The following is a 16,823-nucleotide window of genomic DNA, read 5'->3' as shown; positions in this document are numbered from 1 at the left end:
GGCAAGACGAGGGCGTGCTGGGAGGCAGCGCGCCCGCTCTCACCGGTCCGGTTGGGCATCCCTTCTCCATCGTCATGCGCTGATCGCACAACCTGCCGATTTCGGCGATGGCCGAAAGGTATTGGTCTACCTCCCTGACAACGGACACCCTTGTGACGCGCGGCAACGACAGCGGCACACCGTCTCCATCACCTTGTGCCCTGGACGAGATGCGCGGCTTCGGTGGATCGCGCCCCTGGAGCGACGTCACCACCGCCTTGGCACCACTCCCCGATCACCCCGACGACAACGGCCCCGAACTGACACCGATCCAGTGCGCCGCGATCCTGCCCCGCCTCCAGGAGCCCGCCGGCCGGTGTTACGAGGGAAGCGTCGACCCGCTCCTCCAGCGACACATCGACGACGCAAGCCAGTTGGCGGTTGTCCTGCAGCTATGCGTCGAGAAGGACGTCGACCTCATCTTCGGCTGACGCAGGTCGGCATTACCGATTCACCGTGACCAGCAGTTCCGGGACAGCCCTCAGCTTGTTCTTTATCTACCAAGATCTTCCCGGCTTGCCGATGGCTTTGAGGGTCTCAGGGCGTTTGACGGTCTTGCCGACGTCGTAGCGGGGTGCCCGGTGTCTGTTCTTGGCGCCGGGCGGTCGCCCGGGGCCGGTGCCGCGGGGTTTGGGAACACGGGCCGGGCAGGTGAGGTAGGCGCGGATGTTCCTGAACCCCCGGCGGACCCGGGCCGGGGTGAGCCGGTCGGAGGTGGTGGGTTTCTCCCAGGGCCGGCGGAGATCTTCGGCGAGGGGCCGGGCGAGCCGGAGCTGGGTGTGAGCGACGATCAGGATCCAGGTCCAGCGGTCCGCCGCCTCGGGAGTACGCAGTTTCGGAGTGGTCCAGCCGAGGGTCTGCTTCGCGAACCTGAAGGTGTGCTCCAGATCGAAGCGGCGGAGAAATGCCTGCCAGAAGCGGTCCACGTCTTCTGGGGTGGCGCCCGTCTTGGAGGACCATAACCACACCGGCGGCGCATCGCGGTCCTTCGACAGATGCTCGACTTTCAACCGGATCAACGTCCCCTCGACCAGGGGAAGTTCGCCGTCGTGGTTGAGCCATGAGGAGCGGTGGGTGAGCCGGGGGTGGACCCGGTCCCATGCCTGCGTTTCGGCCTTGCCGTAGTTGGTGGTGTCAGTGACCGTGGTGATCGCGGGCTCGGGCCAGGTTTCCGGCTTGGTGAAGCGGAATTCCGGGCCGTGCTTGGGCGGCCGCCCGCCCTTCGGGTCGTGGACGCGAGGCGGCTTCGGCAGGCGCATGACGCGGTCGGAACGGACCCGGCCGACCAGCTCGACGGGCAGGTCGCGCAGGACCCAGGCCAGGCGGGTGACGTCGTAGCCGGCGTCCATGACGATCACGATGTCCGGGCCACCGGGCTGCCACTGGCCTGCGGCGATGAGCTGCTCGATGACACCCCGCAGCTGGGAGGCCGTGACCGCGGTCGCGTCGTCCGCCGGGCCGAGCCGGACCGCGTCCAGGATCGCGGTCCAGGACGTGGCACCCGGCTCCAGCACGGCCACGAAGGAGTAGGGCCAGCCCGGAATGAACTGCGATGCCGTCTTCGCGCGGCCATAGACGTGACAGAACAGCCGCTCTGCTGAGCACGGCGCGTCCGAGCGGAGCCACGGCGACACATCGACCGCCAAGACCAGGCGCCCGCCGTCGAAACGCGGCAAGGGCAGTCCTGCCAGCAGCGTCCGAAGCCGATCGACGTCGATCCGGCCGCGGTTCAAGCCTCCGTACATCGCTCCGTGCCCGCGCCGATGCTCGGGCAGAAGGGTCAAGTCCACCGCGGACTTCACCGCACCGTCGGCACACAGCACCGCGTCCTCCAACTCGAACAGTTCGTCGCGCCGAGCGGTCAGACACTCGTAAAACTCGCCCCGGAAGCGTGACGCTTCCGCGAACGCTTCGCTGCGGACGGCATCAGGCAGCAGACTCACCCTCACGGCCTTCGTCGTGGTCACGTGCACCTTGGTCGGAGCACATGATCAGACGAAGGCCGCCCCCACGTCCGGCGAACCCCCAGGTGAGCGACCCAGTACGAGACGCCGTTCGAGGCCGGAAGATAAAGAACAAGCTGAGCTGGACGCCGCCGACTGGGCGGGAGTCCCCGAACACCAAGTCTCTGGCTGGTTCGACGGGCTTCCCTTGGTCTCGGGCATCACGGAGACCGTGGCCTGGTGTTGGCAGAACGGGTTGGCGCCCGTGCTGGCAACCCTCGCCTGGTCGCCAGTCGGCAGCTACCTGACTGACCGCTTCGGCTTCCACGCGTTCAGCGGACCACGGCTGGAGACCACCGACGGCCGGTTCACAGGCCGGGTCGCCCGTCACTTCGACGAGTACGACAAACGAGATTTCGCCCTCACACAGGCGCAGGAGTTGGGGCTGGCTCCCCGCTCGTGCGGGGCAGTTGGAGACAGCCGATCCGACCTGCCACTGTTCGCATCCGTCGAGTTGAGCGTGGCCTTCAACGCATCGGCAGGAGCGCGCGAGGCGGCGACCGTCACGGTGGACGACGACGACCTGCGGGGCGTGCTTCCCGTCTTGAGTCGCCTGGTCACAGCCGTTCGTTGATGCCGCGACCAGGGCGATCGCCTCGCCGCGGCGCCCAGATGCTCTTCCGGGTTCTGACCGAGCGGGAGGACAAGAACAGCATCGCGTGACTCTGGACTCTCCCGGTCGACGTCGGCGCGCCGCTCACCGAGCCGCTTACTCGGCTCGGTGAGCCCGCCACCGAGCCTGCCCGAGCCACCCTGACACTCGAGACATGGCGCGCCCCTCAGAACTGAGTGTCAGGAATGTGTACCTCCATCCCGGTCATGTCGGCTGTCACAGGGATTTGGCAGGTGAGGCGGCTGTTGGAGGTGCGTGACGCCGGTACCCCCTCGAGGATCATCTCCTCGTTTTCGTCAGCCGGAGGGAGGAGCGGCAGGTGCTTCTCGTCGATGTAGGCGTGACAGGTTCCGCAGGAAGCGCAGCCGCCGCAGTCGCCGATGATGCCGGGCACGAGATGGTCGAGTGCCGCTTGCTTGAGGCTCTGGCCGACGACGGCCTCCACGGGGTGCGGTGTTCCGTCGGCCTCGATGAACTTGATCACTGGCACGTCAGGCACGCCTTTCTGCGGTGGATTGGTGTCGCTTCATCAGTTCGGACAGCGGGAGATCTTCGGAGGCGGCTTCATCCCCGGTCATGGCGGCCCGCGCCGTGACGAGTGGCCGGGCAGCCATGAAATCCCGCGGCCGGTTGACCGCGTGCAAGCCGGTGATGATGCCCTTGCGCAGATACACCACGCTGAAGGAGTTCGATGACGGGTCGCCGCGGACGACAGCTGTGTCGCCGGTCTGTGGCAGACCGGCCATCTGGAGTTTGTGGTGGTACTGATCGGACCAGAACCAGGGCGCCGTGAAGCGCTCGGTCGGCTTTCCGCACAGGGTCCGGGCCGCGGTTCTGGCCTGGTCGGTGGCGTTCTGAACGGATTCGAGGCGCACGCTGCGGCCGAGGAAACCGTTCCACTGCCGCGTGCAGTCGCCCGCGGCGACGATGTCGGGGTCCTCGGTCCCGGCCACGGCGTCGACCAGGACGCCGTCGTCGACGGCCAGTCCCGCGGTGGTGGCGAGGGTGTCGTTCGGAGCGATCCCCACGCCGGTCAGGATCAGGCCGGCTCTGACCACGGTGTCATCGCTGAGCTCCGCAAGGAGGGCTCCGTCGCGCCGGACGACGTTGCGGACGGACACGCCTGTGCGCAGATCGACACCGTGATGGCGGTGTTCGCGTTCGACGAAGGCGGAGATGGCCGGTGGGCAGGTCCGTGCCAGGACTCGCGGCTGGGCTTCTACGAGCGTCACCGCGATCCCCATGGCGGTCGCGGCGGCCGCCGTCTCCAGGCCGATGAATCCGCCACCGACGATCAGCAGGGTGCCACCGGACTGCAGTTCCTGCCGCAGCGCGATCGCGTCGTCGAGGTGATGCAGAGTCCTGCCTGCGACGTGGCCGGAGCCGAATCGGAGAGGACGCGGACTGCCACCGGTGGTGAGGGCCAGCTTGTCGTAGCGCAGCGTGCGGCCGTCGGCCAGGGCGACGGATCGTGTCCGGCGGTCGATCCCGACCGCGGCGGTGTCGAGTTCGATCTCGATGCCGGCGTTGGTGTATGTATCCAGGGCGCGAATCCGCAGTGCCACCTGATCGACTTTGCCGTGCAGGAACGCCTTGGACAGCGGCGGGCGCTGGTAGGGCAGGTGGGGTTCGGCCCCGACGAGCAGGATCCGGTCGCTGAAACCGTTCTGCCGCAGTGCCACGGCCAGTTCCGAGCCGGCCTGTCCCGCACCGACGATGACGACGGTCTTCACCGGTGCGCCCCTCGGATGGTGACCGGCATCGCCGTCAGCTGCCGCATCATGGAGTGGGCCGCCCATGCGTGATCGTCCCCGACCAGTGCGATATCGACATCGGGCGCGGTCAGCGCGGTCACGGCGATCTCGGTGAGCATCCGGGCCACGTTCCTGCCCGGGCACAGATGGGCACCGCCGCCGAAGGTCGCGCCGTGCTGGATCTGCCGGGTCAGCCGGTAGCTGTCGGGGTCGTCGAAGACATCGGGATCGCGATTCGCCGAGGCCCACATCATGACGACCGGTGTGCCGGCGGGGACGAAGACGCCGTTGTACTCGAGGTCCTGGAGCGTCAGTCGCTGACTGAGCATCAGCGGGGACTCCAGGCGTGTGCCCTCGTAGAAGGCACTGGTGACCAACGCCGGGTCGGCACGGACTTGTTCCAGGGCCGTCCCGTCGCTCAGCATGCGGAAGACCACGTTCTCGATCGCCACACCGATCGTGTGGAAACCGTCGAAGAAGTTCGAGGCCACCAGCGAGCCGATGTCCTCCGGTTTGCCCTCCATGTCGATCGTGGTGAGTTCGGCCGCCATGTCGTCGAGAAGCGCGTTGCCTCCGTCCGACCAGGCCTTCCGAACGGCATCGCCGACCACGTCCATGTACGTCGCCGCAGCGGAGAACAGGCGCTGCGACTGCTCGGGCGTGCGGGTGAGCAGGAACGTCAGGCTCATCTCCTCCATGAGGTGCTGGACGTGCGCCGCCTGGTCCCTGCTCAGGCCGAGTTGCTCGGCCCAGAATCGGGTGACGAACCGTCCGGCGAACTCCCGGGAGAAGTCGGTCCGGTCGCGCCCGGCGCACTCCTCGACGAGTTCCTGTGCGAGGCGTTCGGCGGCGGGAGCGAAACGGAGGATGTTCCGGGGCATCAGTTGCCGGACCAGGAGATTGCGGTACGGCTGATGCAGCGGGGGGTTGGTGGTGAACACCTGGTTCCGCAGGAACCTGCCGTACCCTTCGGTCTGTTCGGGATCCGGTTTGGTCACGGGCCCGGAGCCGAGATCTGCTTCGGTGGCCATCCACAAGACGATGTCCGCGGGCACGTTGCCCAACGCCGGATTCGCCGCGAGCGTTCTGGCGTCCTTGTTACGGAGCACGACGAGACTGTTCATCGGGCCCCGGAGGAAGTCGGTTCCTTCTCGGCCCCGCAACTCCCGTGCCGCTTCCACGAAGTCGCGTGAGAATTCGTCGAACGGGAGCAAGTCCTCAACGGCGGGAATATCTGCCACCGAAGTCAGCTGTGTGGAGGACATGGGTTTGACTACCACCTTTCTGTAATGAGAGCTGTGGACAGGGCCGGGTCAGTCGCCCAGGACTCGTCGCAGGTATGCGTTGGTGAAGCGCCGATCCGGATCGAGGCGGTCACGCAGTGCGGTGAATTCACCGAAGCGCGGATACGCCGCCGCGAAGTGGTCGGCGTCACGTGTGTGCAGCTTGCCCCAGTGCGGGCGTCCGCCGTGCGCGGTGAAGATGCGCTCCGCCGCGGCGAAGTATTCACGGAACGGCATGCCCCGGTAGGTGTGGACGGCGATGTATCCGCTCTCCCGGCCCGACGCCGTGGAGAGGGTGATGTCGTCCGCGGGTGCCGTACGCACTTCGACGGGAAAGCTGATCCGCAGATCCGAACGGTCCACCATGGCCTTCACCTCGCGCAGGGCGTCGATCAGTGCCTCGCGCGGGAGGGCGTACTCCATCTCGATCATCTTCACGCGGCGGGGGGAGGTGAAGACCTTGTACGGGATGTCCGTGTAGCTGCGGGCGGAAAGAGCCCGGCTCGACACCCTCGCCATGGCCGGGACGGCGGCGGGCACGGCCCGCCCCAGCGAGTTGACTGCCTGGAAAACACCGTTGGAGAGAAACTCGTCCTCGAACCAGCCTCTGAACCGGCCCATCGGGGCGAGCGGACCTGTACTGCGGTTGTTTCGCAGGGTGTTGCAGTTTCCGGTGTGCGGGAACCAGTAGAACTCGAAGTGCTCGTTGGCCGCGTGGAGTTCGTCGAAGGTCGCGGTGACCCTGTCGAACGTCATCGGTTCGTCGCGCGCGGTGAGAAGGAACAGCGGTTCCACGGCGAACGTGATGGCACTGACGACCCCGAGCGCGCCCAGCCCGATGCGTGCAGCGGCGAACACGTCCGGGTTCTCCTTCTCGGAGCACGTGAGCAACGCGCCGTCCGCCGTCACCAGTTCAAGGCCGCGTATCTGTGCCGCGATGGCGGCCGAGCTGCGGCCCGTGCCATGGGTGCCCGTGCTGGTCGCGCCGGCGACGGTCTGCTCCATGATGTCGCCCATGTTGGTGAGTGACAGGCCTTCCCGGGCCAGGGCGACGTTCAGGTCCCTGAGCCGTGTGCCCGCTTCCGCGGTCACGGTTCCGGCCTCCCGGTCGATGGCGCGAATGCCGGTCAGGCGGTCAGGACGTATCAACATGCCCTCGGTCGCGGCAGCAGTGGTGAACGAGTGGCCGCTGCCGACGGGCTTCACCGGCAGGCCGTTCTCGGCCGCCTCGCGCACAACGGCGCGGAGCTCGTCGACCGAGGCGGGTGCGATGTTCCTCACCGGGCGGGCCGTGACGTTCCCGGCCCAGTTCCGCCACACACTCCTGTTCGCGCGGTCCTTGCCCGCGTGCGCGCCGTAGCGGGTCGTTGCCACGTCGTACTCCCTCCTCGGTGAGCTGGGTGGTGGTGTCATGCGCGCCCCTAGCGGACGGAACGGATGCGGTAGACGAGGACCGCTCCGACGGCGGCGGCCGCACCCACGAGCGCGAAGAGAAGCGGGTAGGCGTGTTCCGAACTGATGATCACCCCGGCGATCAACGGGGCGATCGCCGGGGGAACGACCGAGCCGATGTTCATGATGCCGAGGTCCTTGGCCCGGCTCTCGGCATCGGGGAGCACTTGTGTGATCAGAGCCTGGTCGACGGCCATGTACGCACCGAAGCCGCCGCCCATGAGGGCGGATGCCACCAGCATGACGGTGAGGCTTGGGGCGCTCGCCAGCAGGAAGCCGGAAGCAGCCTGGAGCAGCGCCGCCAGGGCGACGAAGATCCGTCGTCGGCCGAGGCGGTCGGACAGCACACCGGCGACGGCGGTCGCCAGAAGGCCGGCCAGGAGATAGAGAACGGTGCAGACCAGCAGGCTGCCGGCCGGATCGGGAACCTTGAGGCCGTCACTGAGGAAGTAGAGCGTGTAACACGTGCCCAGCGAGTTCGCCAGATTGACCAGGAGCCGTCCGCCGAAGGCCCAGGCGAATTCCCGGTTCCTGAGCGAGCTGCCCATCGACGCGAGCAGTTCTCCGATGCTGAGCGGCGCCTCGGCGTGGAAGGCGATGTCGCGATGGGCAGTCAGGAACGGCACCAGGCAGACGATCAGCAGGACCGCGATGACGGTGAACCCGGACATGGGGGAGAGTCCGAAAGCCGACACGAGGGCGATGCCGACGACCACGCCGAGGGCCTGAGGACCGTAGATGGCGCTGGAGATCATGCCGCGCTGGTCCTCGGGAACGCGGTCGGCGATGATGGCGGTGAGCCCGGCGGTGGCTGCGCTGAGTCCGATCATGCCGGCCGCCCACGCCACGGCCACGCCGGTCACGGTGGTCTGCGCGCCGGTGACGATCAGCCCGGCGGCGAAGGCGACAGCGCCCGCCGTGAGCCAGAGTCTGCGCCGGCCGAAGCGGCTGCGGGAACGGTCGCACAGGGCGCCGCACAGGGGCAGGGCGACGAGTGTGACCAGCCCGGAGACACCGTTGACGACGGCGAAGTCGTAGACCTTCGAGGCTGGATCGATCGCCTCCAGCTGCTGGGGGAGCAGCAGCTGGAGGGGGACGAGGTTTGCCATCCAGAACCCGAACCACACCAGGCCGTACAGACTGGTCCAGCGGCGCGAGACGGGTTCGGCCGGTCCTTGGGCGGTGGCCGGGCCGAGGGGGCTTGCAAGGGCAGGAGCGGGGGAGTTGAAGTCGGGGAGCATCGGGCCTCCGGGAGAAGGCGGGCCGCGGATGGCGGAGACGGGTCAGAGGAAGGCGTGTCCTTCACCCCGATAGGTGGGGGCCTGGCCGACGATTTCGCTGCCGGACACCAGGTGGAGGGTGTTCACCCGCTCGCACAGTTCGCCGGCTTTGGCGTGCCGGAACCACACGTGGTCGCCGAGGCGCAGTCCGTGCGCTGCAGGACCGAGCACGGGTGTCTGCACTTCTCCCGCTCCTTCCAGCGGGTTCATCCGCAGGCCCCGGGGCCAGCTGAGAGTGGGCAGACGGTCGCGGCCGGGCGGGCCGGAGGCGACCCAGCCGCCCCCGAGTACGGTGGCGATCTTGTCCGTGGGACGGCGTACGACCGGCATGACGAAGTAGGCGGCGGGCCGGGGACGGAAGCGCCGGTAGAAGTCGAACAGTCCCGGTCCGTACAGGCCCGAACCCGCGCCGATCTCGGTGATGACGTGCTCGGCCGAGGTCTGCTCCACGGAGCCGGTCCCGCCGCCGTTGACGAACTCCAGAGGTGCGACGGTCTCGACCGCGGCGATCGCGGCGGCGCGCCGGTCGGCCAGTTCACGTGCCGACAGACGCTGCATGGCGCGGAGTGCGGCGCGTTTGAGAGGGGATCCGGGCTGGTTGTCGCCCATGCCGGCGATCTGTCCTTCGTAGGACATGACCCCGGCCAGGTGGAACCCCTGACGGCTCTGGATCGCCCGGGCGAGCGCGGACGCCTGGTGCGGGGTGTGCACGGGGGAGCGGTACGGGCCCAGGTGGATGCGTCCGCCGGCCAGTTCCAGGGAGGCGTCCAGATCGATGCACAGCCGCAGAGGGGTGCGGGCGGCACCGACGGCCTCGTCGATGAAGTCCAGCTGTCCGACGGAGTCGATCATGAGGGTGATGCGTGAGGCCGCCCGCTCGTCCTTGGCGAGCTGCTGCAACGCGGTGCGGTCCGCGGTCGGGTAGCCGATGACCACGTCCTCGTGGTCATCGGCCAGCCACAGGGCTTCGGGCAGGGTGAAGGCGAGAATGCCCCGGTAGCCCTGGCGCTGCAGGACGCGCTGGATCAGGTCGCGGCTGCGGACCGACTTGCTGGCCAGGCGGATCGTGGCGCGACCGCCCGCGCGGTGCACCAGATCGTCGGCGTTGGCGTCGAAGGCATCGAGGTCCACCACGGCGAACGGCGGATCCAAGTGCTGGGTGGCCCGCTCCAGTTGGGCCATCCGGAACTCGCTGAAACCGGCCATGGCGGACGCGGCCGATTTCACGTCCGGCCAGGACGCCACATGTGCGCTCACATCCGCACCCTTTCTCGATAGTTCAGTGGACCGGCCCGGTAAGCGGCGGCCGGGAACCGCGTCAGACGGTCGAGCGGTCCGAAGGCCGCGCCGCATCGGACTGGTGGCGGCCCTTGGGAGTCATGAGCCGTTCCCGGTGCCGCCTGCCCTTGGCCTCGGCGAGCGGGATCACCCACCGCATCAGGCGGGGGAAGACGCCGGCGATCCGCTGGACACGGCCGCCCACGGGAGGGAACACCACCTCGACCGGCTTGGAGACGATCGCGTCGACAACGGTCTTGGCGATCTCCTCCGGTGCGTAGGACTTCTCGGCGAAGGAGATGGCGCAAGCGGGGTCGGCCAGTTCCTGCTCCAGCATGTCCGTGCGTGTGGACGGAGGATGAATGATCGTGAAGTCCAGTGGCCCGTCGCGTTCTTCCAGGGCCACGCTGTGGTGAAACGCCCGCAGCCCGTGCTTCGAGCCGCAGTACGTCGCATATCCGGGCAGCGGGAGGAACGACGTCATGCTGCAGACGGTGATGATGTGGCCGCGGCCCTGCGCGGTCATCCGCTCGATCGCCGTGCAGGTGCCGGTGATGGCGCCGAGCAGGTTGACCTCCAGGATGTCGCGGTGCTGTTGGGGGCCGAGGGCACTTGCGTGGCCGGTGTGGGTGATGCCGGCGTTGTTGACCAGCACGTCGACGGCTCCGAACGCGGCCTCCGTCGCTTCGAAGGCCTTGACCCACGCCGCCGGATCTCGGATGTCCAGGACACAGCTTGCGGCCCGGTTGCCCAGACTGAGCGCCCTGGCCTGTACGGCCTGCTCGTCGACATCGGACAGCATCACGCGGTGACCGCGTGCGACCGCCGACTGCGCGATCGAGGCCCCGATGCCGGAGGCAGCGCCGGTGACGAGAAGGACCCGGCTGTTTTCAGACACTTCGCTCATGGCCGACAGAGTCTCCTGGTCGTATGTCCAGGTCAACTGTCCGATACGAGATTGTCTTCGGTTGTTACCTGGGGATTCACAGCTGTTACCTGGGGACTCACAGTCGGAGCATCTCGATGCGGCCACCGTTCAGCTGTGCGGCGCGGACGGGATCGTCGGTCGGCACGGTCGCGGCGAACAAGGTGCGCCCGTCCTGACCTGCGACCAGGCAGCTCAGGGTGTTCTGGCTCGTCGCCACTCGGTCGAGGACGCGGCCGCCCTCGGCCACGCGCACGCATTCGCCGCGCAGTGCGTTCGCGATCCACATCGTCTCGCCGTCGCTGTGCCAGGCGATGCCGTCGGGGGCGATCGGCGAGGTGGAGCGCTTGGCGATGGCCGGGTGGTCCAGAAGTGCCGAGATCCTGCGGGTGATCCGGCCGAGAAGCCCCGGATGGTTCACCGCATGCCACAGGAACGGGGAGATCAGCGGGGCCCAGGGGCGCGGCTTGCCGAGCGTGCCGTCGGGGAGCACGGGGAAGGCGGTGAGCCGCATGGCCAGGGTTTCGGCCGCCACCATGGTGGCACCGTCGGCCGTCAGGACGCATCCGTTGGGGAAGAGCACCGGCTCGGTCACCCCGAGCAGGGTCCCGTCCGGGGCAAGGCATGCGATCGGCGCCTTCGTCGGGCCTGGCGGCGCGTAGAGCATGGCGTTGGCGTGCTCGCGGGCGAACGCGTGGTAGTCAAAGCCGAAGTTGCCCACGTACGCACGCCCGTGCGGATCGACGAGCATGTCGTTGACCGGGCCGCCGACAAGGTGCCGCAGATCCGCGTGCTCGACGAGCTCGCCGTCTGTTTCCAGCCGGTACACCACACCTCCGTCCATGGAGGCGACGAGCATGCGCCCGTCCGGAAGCCAGCCGAGCCCGCCGGCCCGGCCGGGAACCTTGAGTACCGTCTCGGCCTCTCCCGTGCCGTCCCAGCGGTGCACCGTGCCGTGCGCCAGGTCGGAGAACCACAGGGCTCCCTGATGCCACCGCAGTGACTCGGGAACGCCGAAGCCGCTCAACGCGACCGATGTCGTCCGTTTCATTCCAGCCGCTCCTTGGTGACGGGCCTTGGACGTGGTGCCTCTGCCGCAAACCAAGTTGGTCATCTGTACAAGACGCTTGACTTGCACGGGTGACCGTCTCATTCTGGGCAAACCGAAGTCAACGTTCCGGCAGGAGTTTTTCCGTGGCTCAGACTCGATCGCTCACGTCCGACGGCGCCCGGGCGGACGCACCCATCGCAGTGGACAACCCGGCCACCGGAGCAGTGGTCGGCCACGTCGCAGACGCGTCGGCGCAGGAGGTGGCGCAAGCGGTCGCACGAGCCCGGCAGGCACAGCCGGGCTGGGCTGAACTGAGCGCCCGAAGCCGTGCGGAATTCTTCACGCGCGGTCGTCGGTGGCTGCTGACTCACAGGCAGGAGATCATCGACTCCATCGTCGCGGAGAACGGCAAGACCGAAGAGGACGCGATCGTCGAGATCGTCTACTGCGTCAGCGCCTTCGCCCACTGGGCCAAGCGCGCACGGCACTACCTCGCCGACACGAAGATCCGCTCGCTCTCGCCATTCGTACTCGGCCGCAGCATGTACACCCGCCGGGTGCCACTCGGTGTCGTCGGAGTCATCGGCCCCTGGAACAACCCGTTGATCAACTCCTTCGGTGACGCCATCCCCGCCCTGGCCGCCGGCAACGCCGTCGTCCTCAAACCCTCGGAGTACACACCGCTGACCGCGCTGCTCATGGAGAAGATGACCCGTGAGTGCGGCTGGCCCAAGGACGTCTTCCAGGTTGTGACCGGCGCCGGCGCCACCGGCCAGGCCCTGGTCGACGCCGCCGACTTCGTGATGTTCACCGGATCCACGAAGACCGGCCAGACCGTCGCCGCGCGGGCGGGTGAGCGGCTCGTCCCGTGCTCACTGGAACTGGGCGGCAAGGACGCTCTGATCGTGCTGGCCGATGCCTCGCTGGAGCGGGCGGTGAACGTCACCCTGCACGGTGCTCTGTGCAACGGGGGCCAGATGTGCACCTCGGTGGAGCGCGTCTACGTCGAGGAGCCGGTGTACGACGCGTTCGTCGACAGGCTGCGCCAGCGGTTCGAGGAGGTCACCTCCGGCAGGCCGGCAGGGCTGGGCAGCACCGATGTGGGCGCCATGACCTTCCCGCCGCAGATGGCGATCGTCGCGGACCACGTCAAGGACGCCGTGCGCCGAGGAGCGCGCGTCCTCGTGGGGGGCCACGCCGCCCCCGGCCCTGGCCGGTTCTTCGAACCGACGCTGCTCGTCGATGTCGACCACACCATGAAATGCATGCGTGAGGAGACCTTCGGACCCACGCTGCCGGTGATGAAGGTCGCAAGCGCCGAGGAGGCCGTCCGGCTCGTCAACGACAGCACCTACGGCCTGCAGGCCTCCATCATCAGCTCGAACATGAAGCGTGCCCGACACCTCGCGGAGCGTCTCGAGGCAGGCTGCGTCACCATCAACGACGCCCAGACCAACTACATGGCCTTCGGCCTGCCCATGGGCGGCTGGAAGGAGTCGGGCCTCGGCGTACGGCACGGCGCCGAAGGCATCCGCAAGTACACCAGGCTCCAGGCCGTCAGCGTGAACCGCTTCCCGACCCGCCGCGACCTTCACATGATCCCGTTCGACCCCTCGGCCTACCGGTCCATCCTGCGCCTGGTGGACCTCATGTACGGCAACCGCCTGCGCCCCCGGAGCAAGTGACCGCGCCATCGCCCACCAGATCACGAAAGGCCAGATTCCGATGACCACGACAGCCGCCGCCCCGCACATGTCCGTCGGCGCCATGCCCGAGGGCGTCACCCTGCCGCTGCCCCAGCAGAACCTGAGCACCGAGGAGGAGCGTCAGGTCCGCAAGCAGGAACTCGCGGCCGCCTTCCGCCTGTTCGCCCGCTTCGGTTTCTCCGAGGGTGTGGCCGGACACATCACGGCCCGCGATCCGGAGAACCCGTCGGCCTTCTGGGTCAACCCCTTCGGGATGTCGTTCAGCCAGATCCGCGTCTCCGACCTGATCCTCGTCGACCATGACGGCAAGCTCCTTCAGGGCAAGCGCCCGGTCAACAACGCCGCCTTCTGTATCCACTCCGAGGTGCACCGGGCCAGGCCCGAAGTGGTCGCGGCCGCGCACACCCACTCCGTGCACGGCAAAGCCTTCTCCAGCCTCGGCGTCCCGCTGGACCCGATCACCCAGGACGCCTGTGCCTTCTACGAGGACCACGGCATCTACTCCGACTACCGCGGGGTCGTCAACGACACGGAGGAAGGCCGGAAGATCGGTGTGGCCCTGGGCGAAGCCAAGGCGGTCATCCTGCAAAACCACGGACTGCTCACGGTCGGGGCCTCCGTCGCCGAGGCGGCCTGGTACTTCATCACCATGGAACGCTCCTGCCAGGCGCAGCTGCTGGCCATGGCCGCGGGTGAACCGAAGCTCATCGATCCGGAGACGGCACGGATGGTGAGGAACCAGATCTCCGGCCCCCTCCCGGGCTGGTTCCAGTTCCGCCCCCTATGGGACCAGATCACCGCGGAACAGCCCGACCTGTTCGACTGACATGACGCGCTGATCCCGGGAAGCCAAGTCGGGTGGGTGCGGCGGCCACGGCCGCCGCACCCACCCGACTTCCTGTTGCTGTTGCGGCCGCCATCCGATGAGGAGGCGGCCAGCGTCTATGAGCGTGCGCTCACCGGCGACTCACCTCACGCCTCCTTGGCGGCGAGGCTCACGAGGTGCTCGCCGGTCAGACGGAGCACCTCACGGGTGTTCTCGCTGTTACGGTCGGCCAGCCAGCACAGCGTGACACCGTCCAGAACCGCGTTGAGGTAGCGGGCCAGAACAGGAAGGGGCACCGTCCACTTGATGCCCGCGCTCTCGGCAGCTTCAGCGAGGAGCTGCTCATGGACTTCCAGGTAGTGCTCGTACTGCCTGCGGGCCAGATCCTCAAAGCCCTCCTGGCGCAACGCGTAATGGGCGAGCTCGTACCCCACCTGATGCTCTCCCGGGCTGAGCTCGACCCCCTCCCAGAAGGCGAAGAGGCTCCTGGCGATGCGTGCGCCGAGGTCGCCCTCTCCCTCGAAGACGTTCCGGGCCTTGGCCACGCCGCTGTCCGTGATACGGGTGATGACTTCCTGGAGGAGTTCCTCACGTGAGTTGAAGCAGTAGTGGAAAACGCCCAGCGGCATCTTCGCCTCGTTGACGACAGCGCGTGTCGTGGTCTTGACGACTCCGTCGCGGACCATGACGCGGAACGCCGCGGCGATGAGTTCTTCCCGTCGATCCTTCGCTGCCATGCGAGACATTCGGTCCACCGTTTCATCAAAAGTGAAGTGCTCACTCCATGCTAACCGGCGTCTTGGACGATCGACCAACTGCGATCTCGGTCATAGGAGTCGATGGTGGACATCTGGTCCGCGGGCTTCAGGCAGTATCCCGGTGTGGGCCTGGTCGTCGATGTCGATGCCCTCGCCCACGAGCCCACGAAGCACTCGTCCTTGCTGTTGCCGATGCGGTGGTCCATCAATCGACCCGATCCGCATTGCCGAGGGCTACTACCTGGTGCCGGACGGGCAGGTGGCCGCGAGGCCGTACACGCTGCTGCGCCAGGCCCTGGCCAGGTCATCGAAGGTCGGGATCGCCAAATACGCCTGGTCAGGGCGGGAACGCCTGGACCTGCTGCGGCTGCGCGAAGACGCGATCGTGCTGCACGCGATGCGCTGGCCGGACGAAGTCCGCGACCCGGCCGCCGTCGACCCGCCCAACGAGACGCTCTCGCAGGAGGAACTCGACGGGGCGCTCGCTCTCGTCGGCCGCATGAGCCGGGACGACCGCGAGGGCCCTGAGTTCGCCGACACCTACACTGACGCCCTCGCGAAGATCATCGAGTCGAAGCGGGAGGACAAACCGCTTCCCGATGTCCCGGAGCCCGAGCAGCCGGGCAAGGTTCTCGATCTCATGGCCGCCCTCAATGAGTCCGTCCAGTAGGCCAAGGCCTCCTCCCGCGGTGAGGACGCCGACGTCCATGAGATGCCGAAGAGGAGGACCGCGAAGAAGCAGCCAGCCAAGAAGACGGCTGCGAAGAAGACCACGAAGAAGACGGCCGCACGCCGGCCACGCAGCGCCTGAACGCACACCGATGGTCGTCCCGGTGTTGAGCGAGGTACCGCCTGCTGGCGCTCCCGCGCTTCCAGCAGGCGGTGCGCGCGTGGCGTCTTGCGCTGCCGGACTGACCATCATCGACCGCACTCTGCCCGCGCCTGTCCGGCACCCGCACCCTGGAGGAAGAACCTGCAGGGAATCGCGAGGGCCTACCGCATCGTGCGCCGGGAGAATGTTGCCCGCTGCTGTAGGCCGGCGGGGCTGCCTCTCTCCCTGACCAGCCGTAGTCAGTCAATGCGGTGCAGTCGGCGGGATGAGAGGAGACGCTGGTGCAGTGAATCAGGTTCAGGAGACCGTGGGGCTGGTCCGCGGTGTGCTCCGCCAAGAGGTCGTCGGCACATACCTTCACGGCTCCTCCGGGTGCTCGGTGGACTCAGGCCGGCCAGTGACGTGGACGTGCTGGTTGTCTCCCGGCGAGGAATGAATGAGCAGGAGCGACGGACACTTTCCGGTGGACTGCTGCGGATCTCCGGATCCCGAAACGAGGTTCGCCCGGTCGAGCTCACCGTGGTTGTCCAGTCCGAGGTCAGGCCGTGGCGGTATCCACCGACCTGCGACTTCCTCTACGGAGAGTGGCTGTGCGTAGAGTACGAGACCGGCCAGGTCCCCCAGCCGGAGCCGATGGCCGATCTGGCCCTGCTGATCACCATGGCGCGGGCCGGCGACCACCCCCTCACCGGCCCGCGCCCGGCGCAGGTCCTCGACCCGGTTCCACAGGCCGACCTGGTCCGGGCGAGCGTGGCAGGTATCCCCGGACTGCTCGACGACCTGGACAGCGATGCCCGCAACGTCCGGCTGCTGACCGGCCGCCGTCCCCAGCCCGAATCCGCCGAGGCACTGGGCATCCTGCTCAGCTGGACGGCTGGCAGAACCACCGCGACGGTCCGTACGCCCAGCCCGACGGCCGGCTCGCCGACGGCTGAGGCTATTGCCCGGCCTCAGCCTCTGGCCGGCTGAGGTGGGCGAGGACGCCGGGGCCCGGCTCGGGTGCGATGTCCCGTGCGGTGACTT

At 67.8% G+C, this 16,823-nt stretch carries 14 protein-coding genes and 2 pseudogenes; 6 read left to right on the top strand and 10 right to left on the bottom strand.

Annotation, left to right across the window (positions count from 1 at the left end):
- Positions 1–209: 209 nt before the first annotated feature.
- Entirely contained in the window at positions 210–470 is a 261-nt protein-coding gene (locus tag EHS43_RS01685; protein ID WP_125188747.1) for a hypothetical protein, read from the top strand.
- A gap of 66 nt (positions 471–536) precedes the next feature.
- On the opposite strand, the gene EHS43_RS01680 is transcribed toward EHS43_RS01685, so the two are convergent.
- Positions 537–1,982, bottom strand: coding sequence for an NF041680 family putative transposase (locus EHS43_RS01680; protein ID WP_125188769.1), 1,446 nt, complete (start codon positions 1,980–1,982; stop codon positions 537–539).
- Between the two features lie 121 nt (positions 1,983–2,103).
- Between EHS43_RS01680 and EHS43_RS01675 the strand changes: the two are divergent.
- Positions 2,104–2,616 (top strand): annotated as a pseudogene (locus EHS43_RS01675) (HAD family hydrolase); the annotation flags it as partial.
- A gap of 205 nt (positions 2,617–2,821) precedes the next feature.
- On the opposite strand, the gene EHS43_RS01670 reads toward EHS43_RS01675, so the two are convergent.
- From EHS43_RS01670 to EHS43_RS01635, 8 genes are all read right to left on the bottom strand, one after another.
- Complete coding sequence (locus tag EHS43_RS01670) at positions 2,822–3,139, bottom strand: 2Fe-2S iron-sulfur cluster-binding protein (protein WP_221740704.1); 318 nt, start codon at positions 3,137–3,139, stop codon at positions 2,822–2,824.
- 7 nt (positions 3,140–3,146) lie between these two features.
- On the bottom strand, positions 3,147–4,388 hold the full coding sequence (locus EHS43_RS01665; protein WP_185806078.1) for an NAD(P)/FAD-dependent oxidoreductase: 1,242 nt from the start codon (positions 4,386–4,388) through the stop codon (positions 3,147–3,149).
- The gene (locus tag EHS43_RS01660; RefSeq protein WP_185806077.1) at positions 4,385–5,440 is read right to left on the bottom strand and encodes a cytochrome P450; all 1,056 of its coding nucleotides are present in this window, start codon (positions 5,438–5,440) and stop codon (positions 4,385–4,387) included. Before EHS43_RS01660 ends, EHS43_RS01665 begins: the two co-directional genes overlap by 4 nt.
- A gap of 282 nt (positions 5,441–5,722) precedes the next feature.
- The gene (locus tag EHS43_RS01655) at positions 5,723–7,066 is read right to left on the bottom strand and encodes a D-arabinono-1,4-lactone oxidase (RefSeq protein ID WP_260470336.1); all 1,344 of its coding nucleotides are present in this window, start codon (positions 7,064–7,066) and stop codon (positions 5,723–5,725) included.
- A gap of 47 nt (positions 7,067–7,113) precedes the next feature.
- Positions 7,114–8,385, bottom strand: coding sequence for an MFS transporter (locus EHS43_RS01650; protein ID WP_125188737.1), 1,272 nt, complete (start codon positions 8,383–8,385; stop codon positions 7,114–7,116).
- A 42-nt stretch (positions 8,386–8,427) separates the two neighbouring features.
- A complete protein-coding gene (locus tag EHS43_RS01645) occupies positions 8,428–9,630 on the bottom strand; it encodes an amino acid deaminase/aldolase (RefSeq protein WP_125188768.1) in 1,203 nt (400 codons plus the stop codon).
- A gap of 112 nt (positions 9,631–9,742) precedes the next feature.
- Positions 9,743–10,609 carry an SDR family oxidoreductase gene (locus tag EHS43_RS01640; RefSeq protein WP_125188735.1) on the bottom strand — a complete coding sequence of 289 codons (867 nt, stop codon included), beginning with the start codon at positions 10,607–10,609 and terminating at the stop codon, positions 9,743–9,745.
- 97 nt (positions 10,610–10,706) lie between these two features.
- Positions 10,707–11,678, bottom strand: coding sequence for an SMP-30/gluconolactonase/LRE family protein (locus EHS43_RS01635; RefSeq protein ID WP_125188733.1), 972 nt, complete (start codon positions 11,676–11,678; stop codon positions 10,707–10,709).
- A gap of 143 nt (positions 11,679–11,821) precedes the next feature.
- Here EHS43_RS01635 and EHS43_RS01630 point away from each other — a divergent pair, with 143 nt between their 5' ends.
- Both EHS43_RS01630 and EHS43_RS01625 read left to right on the top strand, forming a co-directional pair.
- The gene (locus EHS43_RS01630; RefSeq protein WP_125188731.1) at positions 11,822–13,363 is read left to right on the top strand and encodes an aldehyde dehydrogenase family protein; all 1,542 of its coding nucleotides are present in this window, start codon (positions 11,822–11,824) and stop codon (positions 13,361–13,363) included.
- A gap of 40 nt (positions 13,364–13,403) precedes the next feature.
- Positions 13,404–14,210 (top strand): class II aldolase/adducin family protein, encoded by an 807-nt coding sequence (locus EHS43_RS01625; protein WP_125188729.1) that lies wholly within the window; start codon positions 13,404–13,406, stop codon positions 14,208–14,210.
- Positions 14,211–14,356: 146 nt separating this feature from the next.
- Here EHS43_RS01625 and EHS43_RS01620 read toward each other — a convergent pair whose 3' ends face one another.
- Complete coding sequence (locus tag EHS43_RS01620; protein WP_125188727.1) at positions 14,357–14,947, bottom strand: TetR/AcrR family transcriptional regulator; 591 nt, start codon at positions 14,945–14,947, stop codon at positions 14,357–14,359.
- On the opposite strand from EHS43_RS01620, the gene EHS43_RS47320 reads away from it, so the two are divergent.
- Together EHS43_RS47320 and EHS43_RS01610 are read left to right on the top strand one after the other, a co-directional pair.
- Positions 14,895–15,638 (top strand): Ku protein, encoded by a 744-nt coding sequence (locus EHS43_RS47320; protein ID WP_312023401.1) that lies wholly within the window; start codon positions 14,895–14,897, stop codon positions 15,636–15,638. The two genes, EHS43_RS01620 and EHS43_RS47320, sit on opposite strands and share 53 nt — an antisense overlap.
- A gap of 448 nt (positions 15,639–16,086) precedes the next feature.
- Positions 16,087–16,610: pseudogene (locus tag EHS43_RS01610) on the top strand (nucleotidyltransferase domain-containing protein); the annotation flags it as partial.
- Positions 16,611–16,823 lie beyond the last annotated feature (213 nt).

Origin of the sequence: Streptomyces sp. RP5T (assembly GCF_003933965.1) — a bacterium.
In the GTDB taxonomy this organism is placed as follows: domain Bacteria; phylum Actinomycetota; class Actinomycetes; order Streptomycetales; family Streptomycetaceae; genus Streptomyces.
Note: the sequence above shows the minus strand (reverse complement) of the source record. Positions and strands in the feature narration are given on the sequence as shown.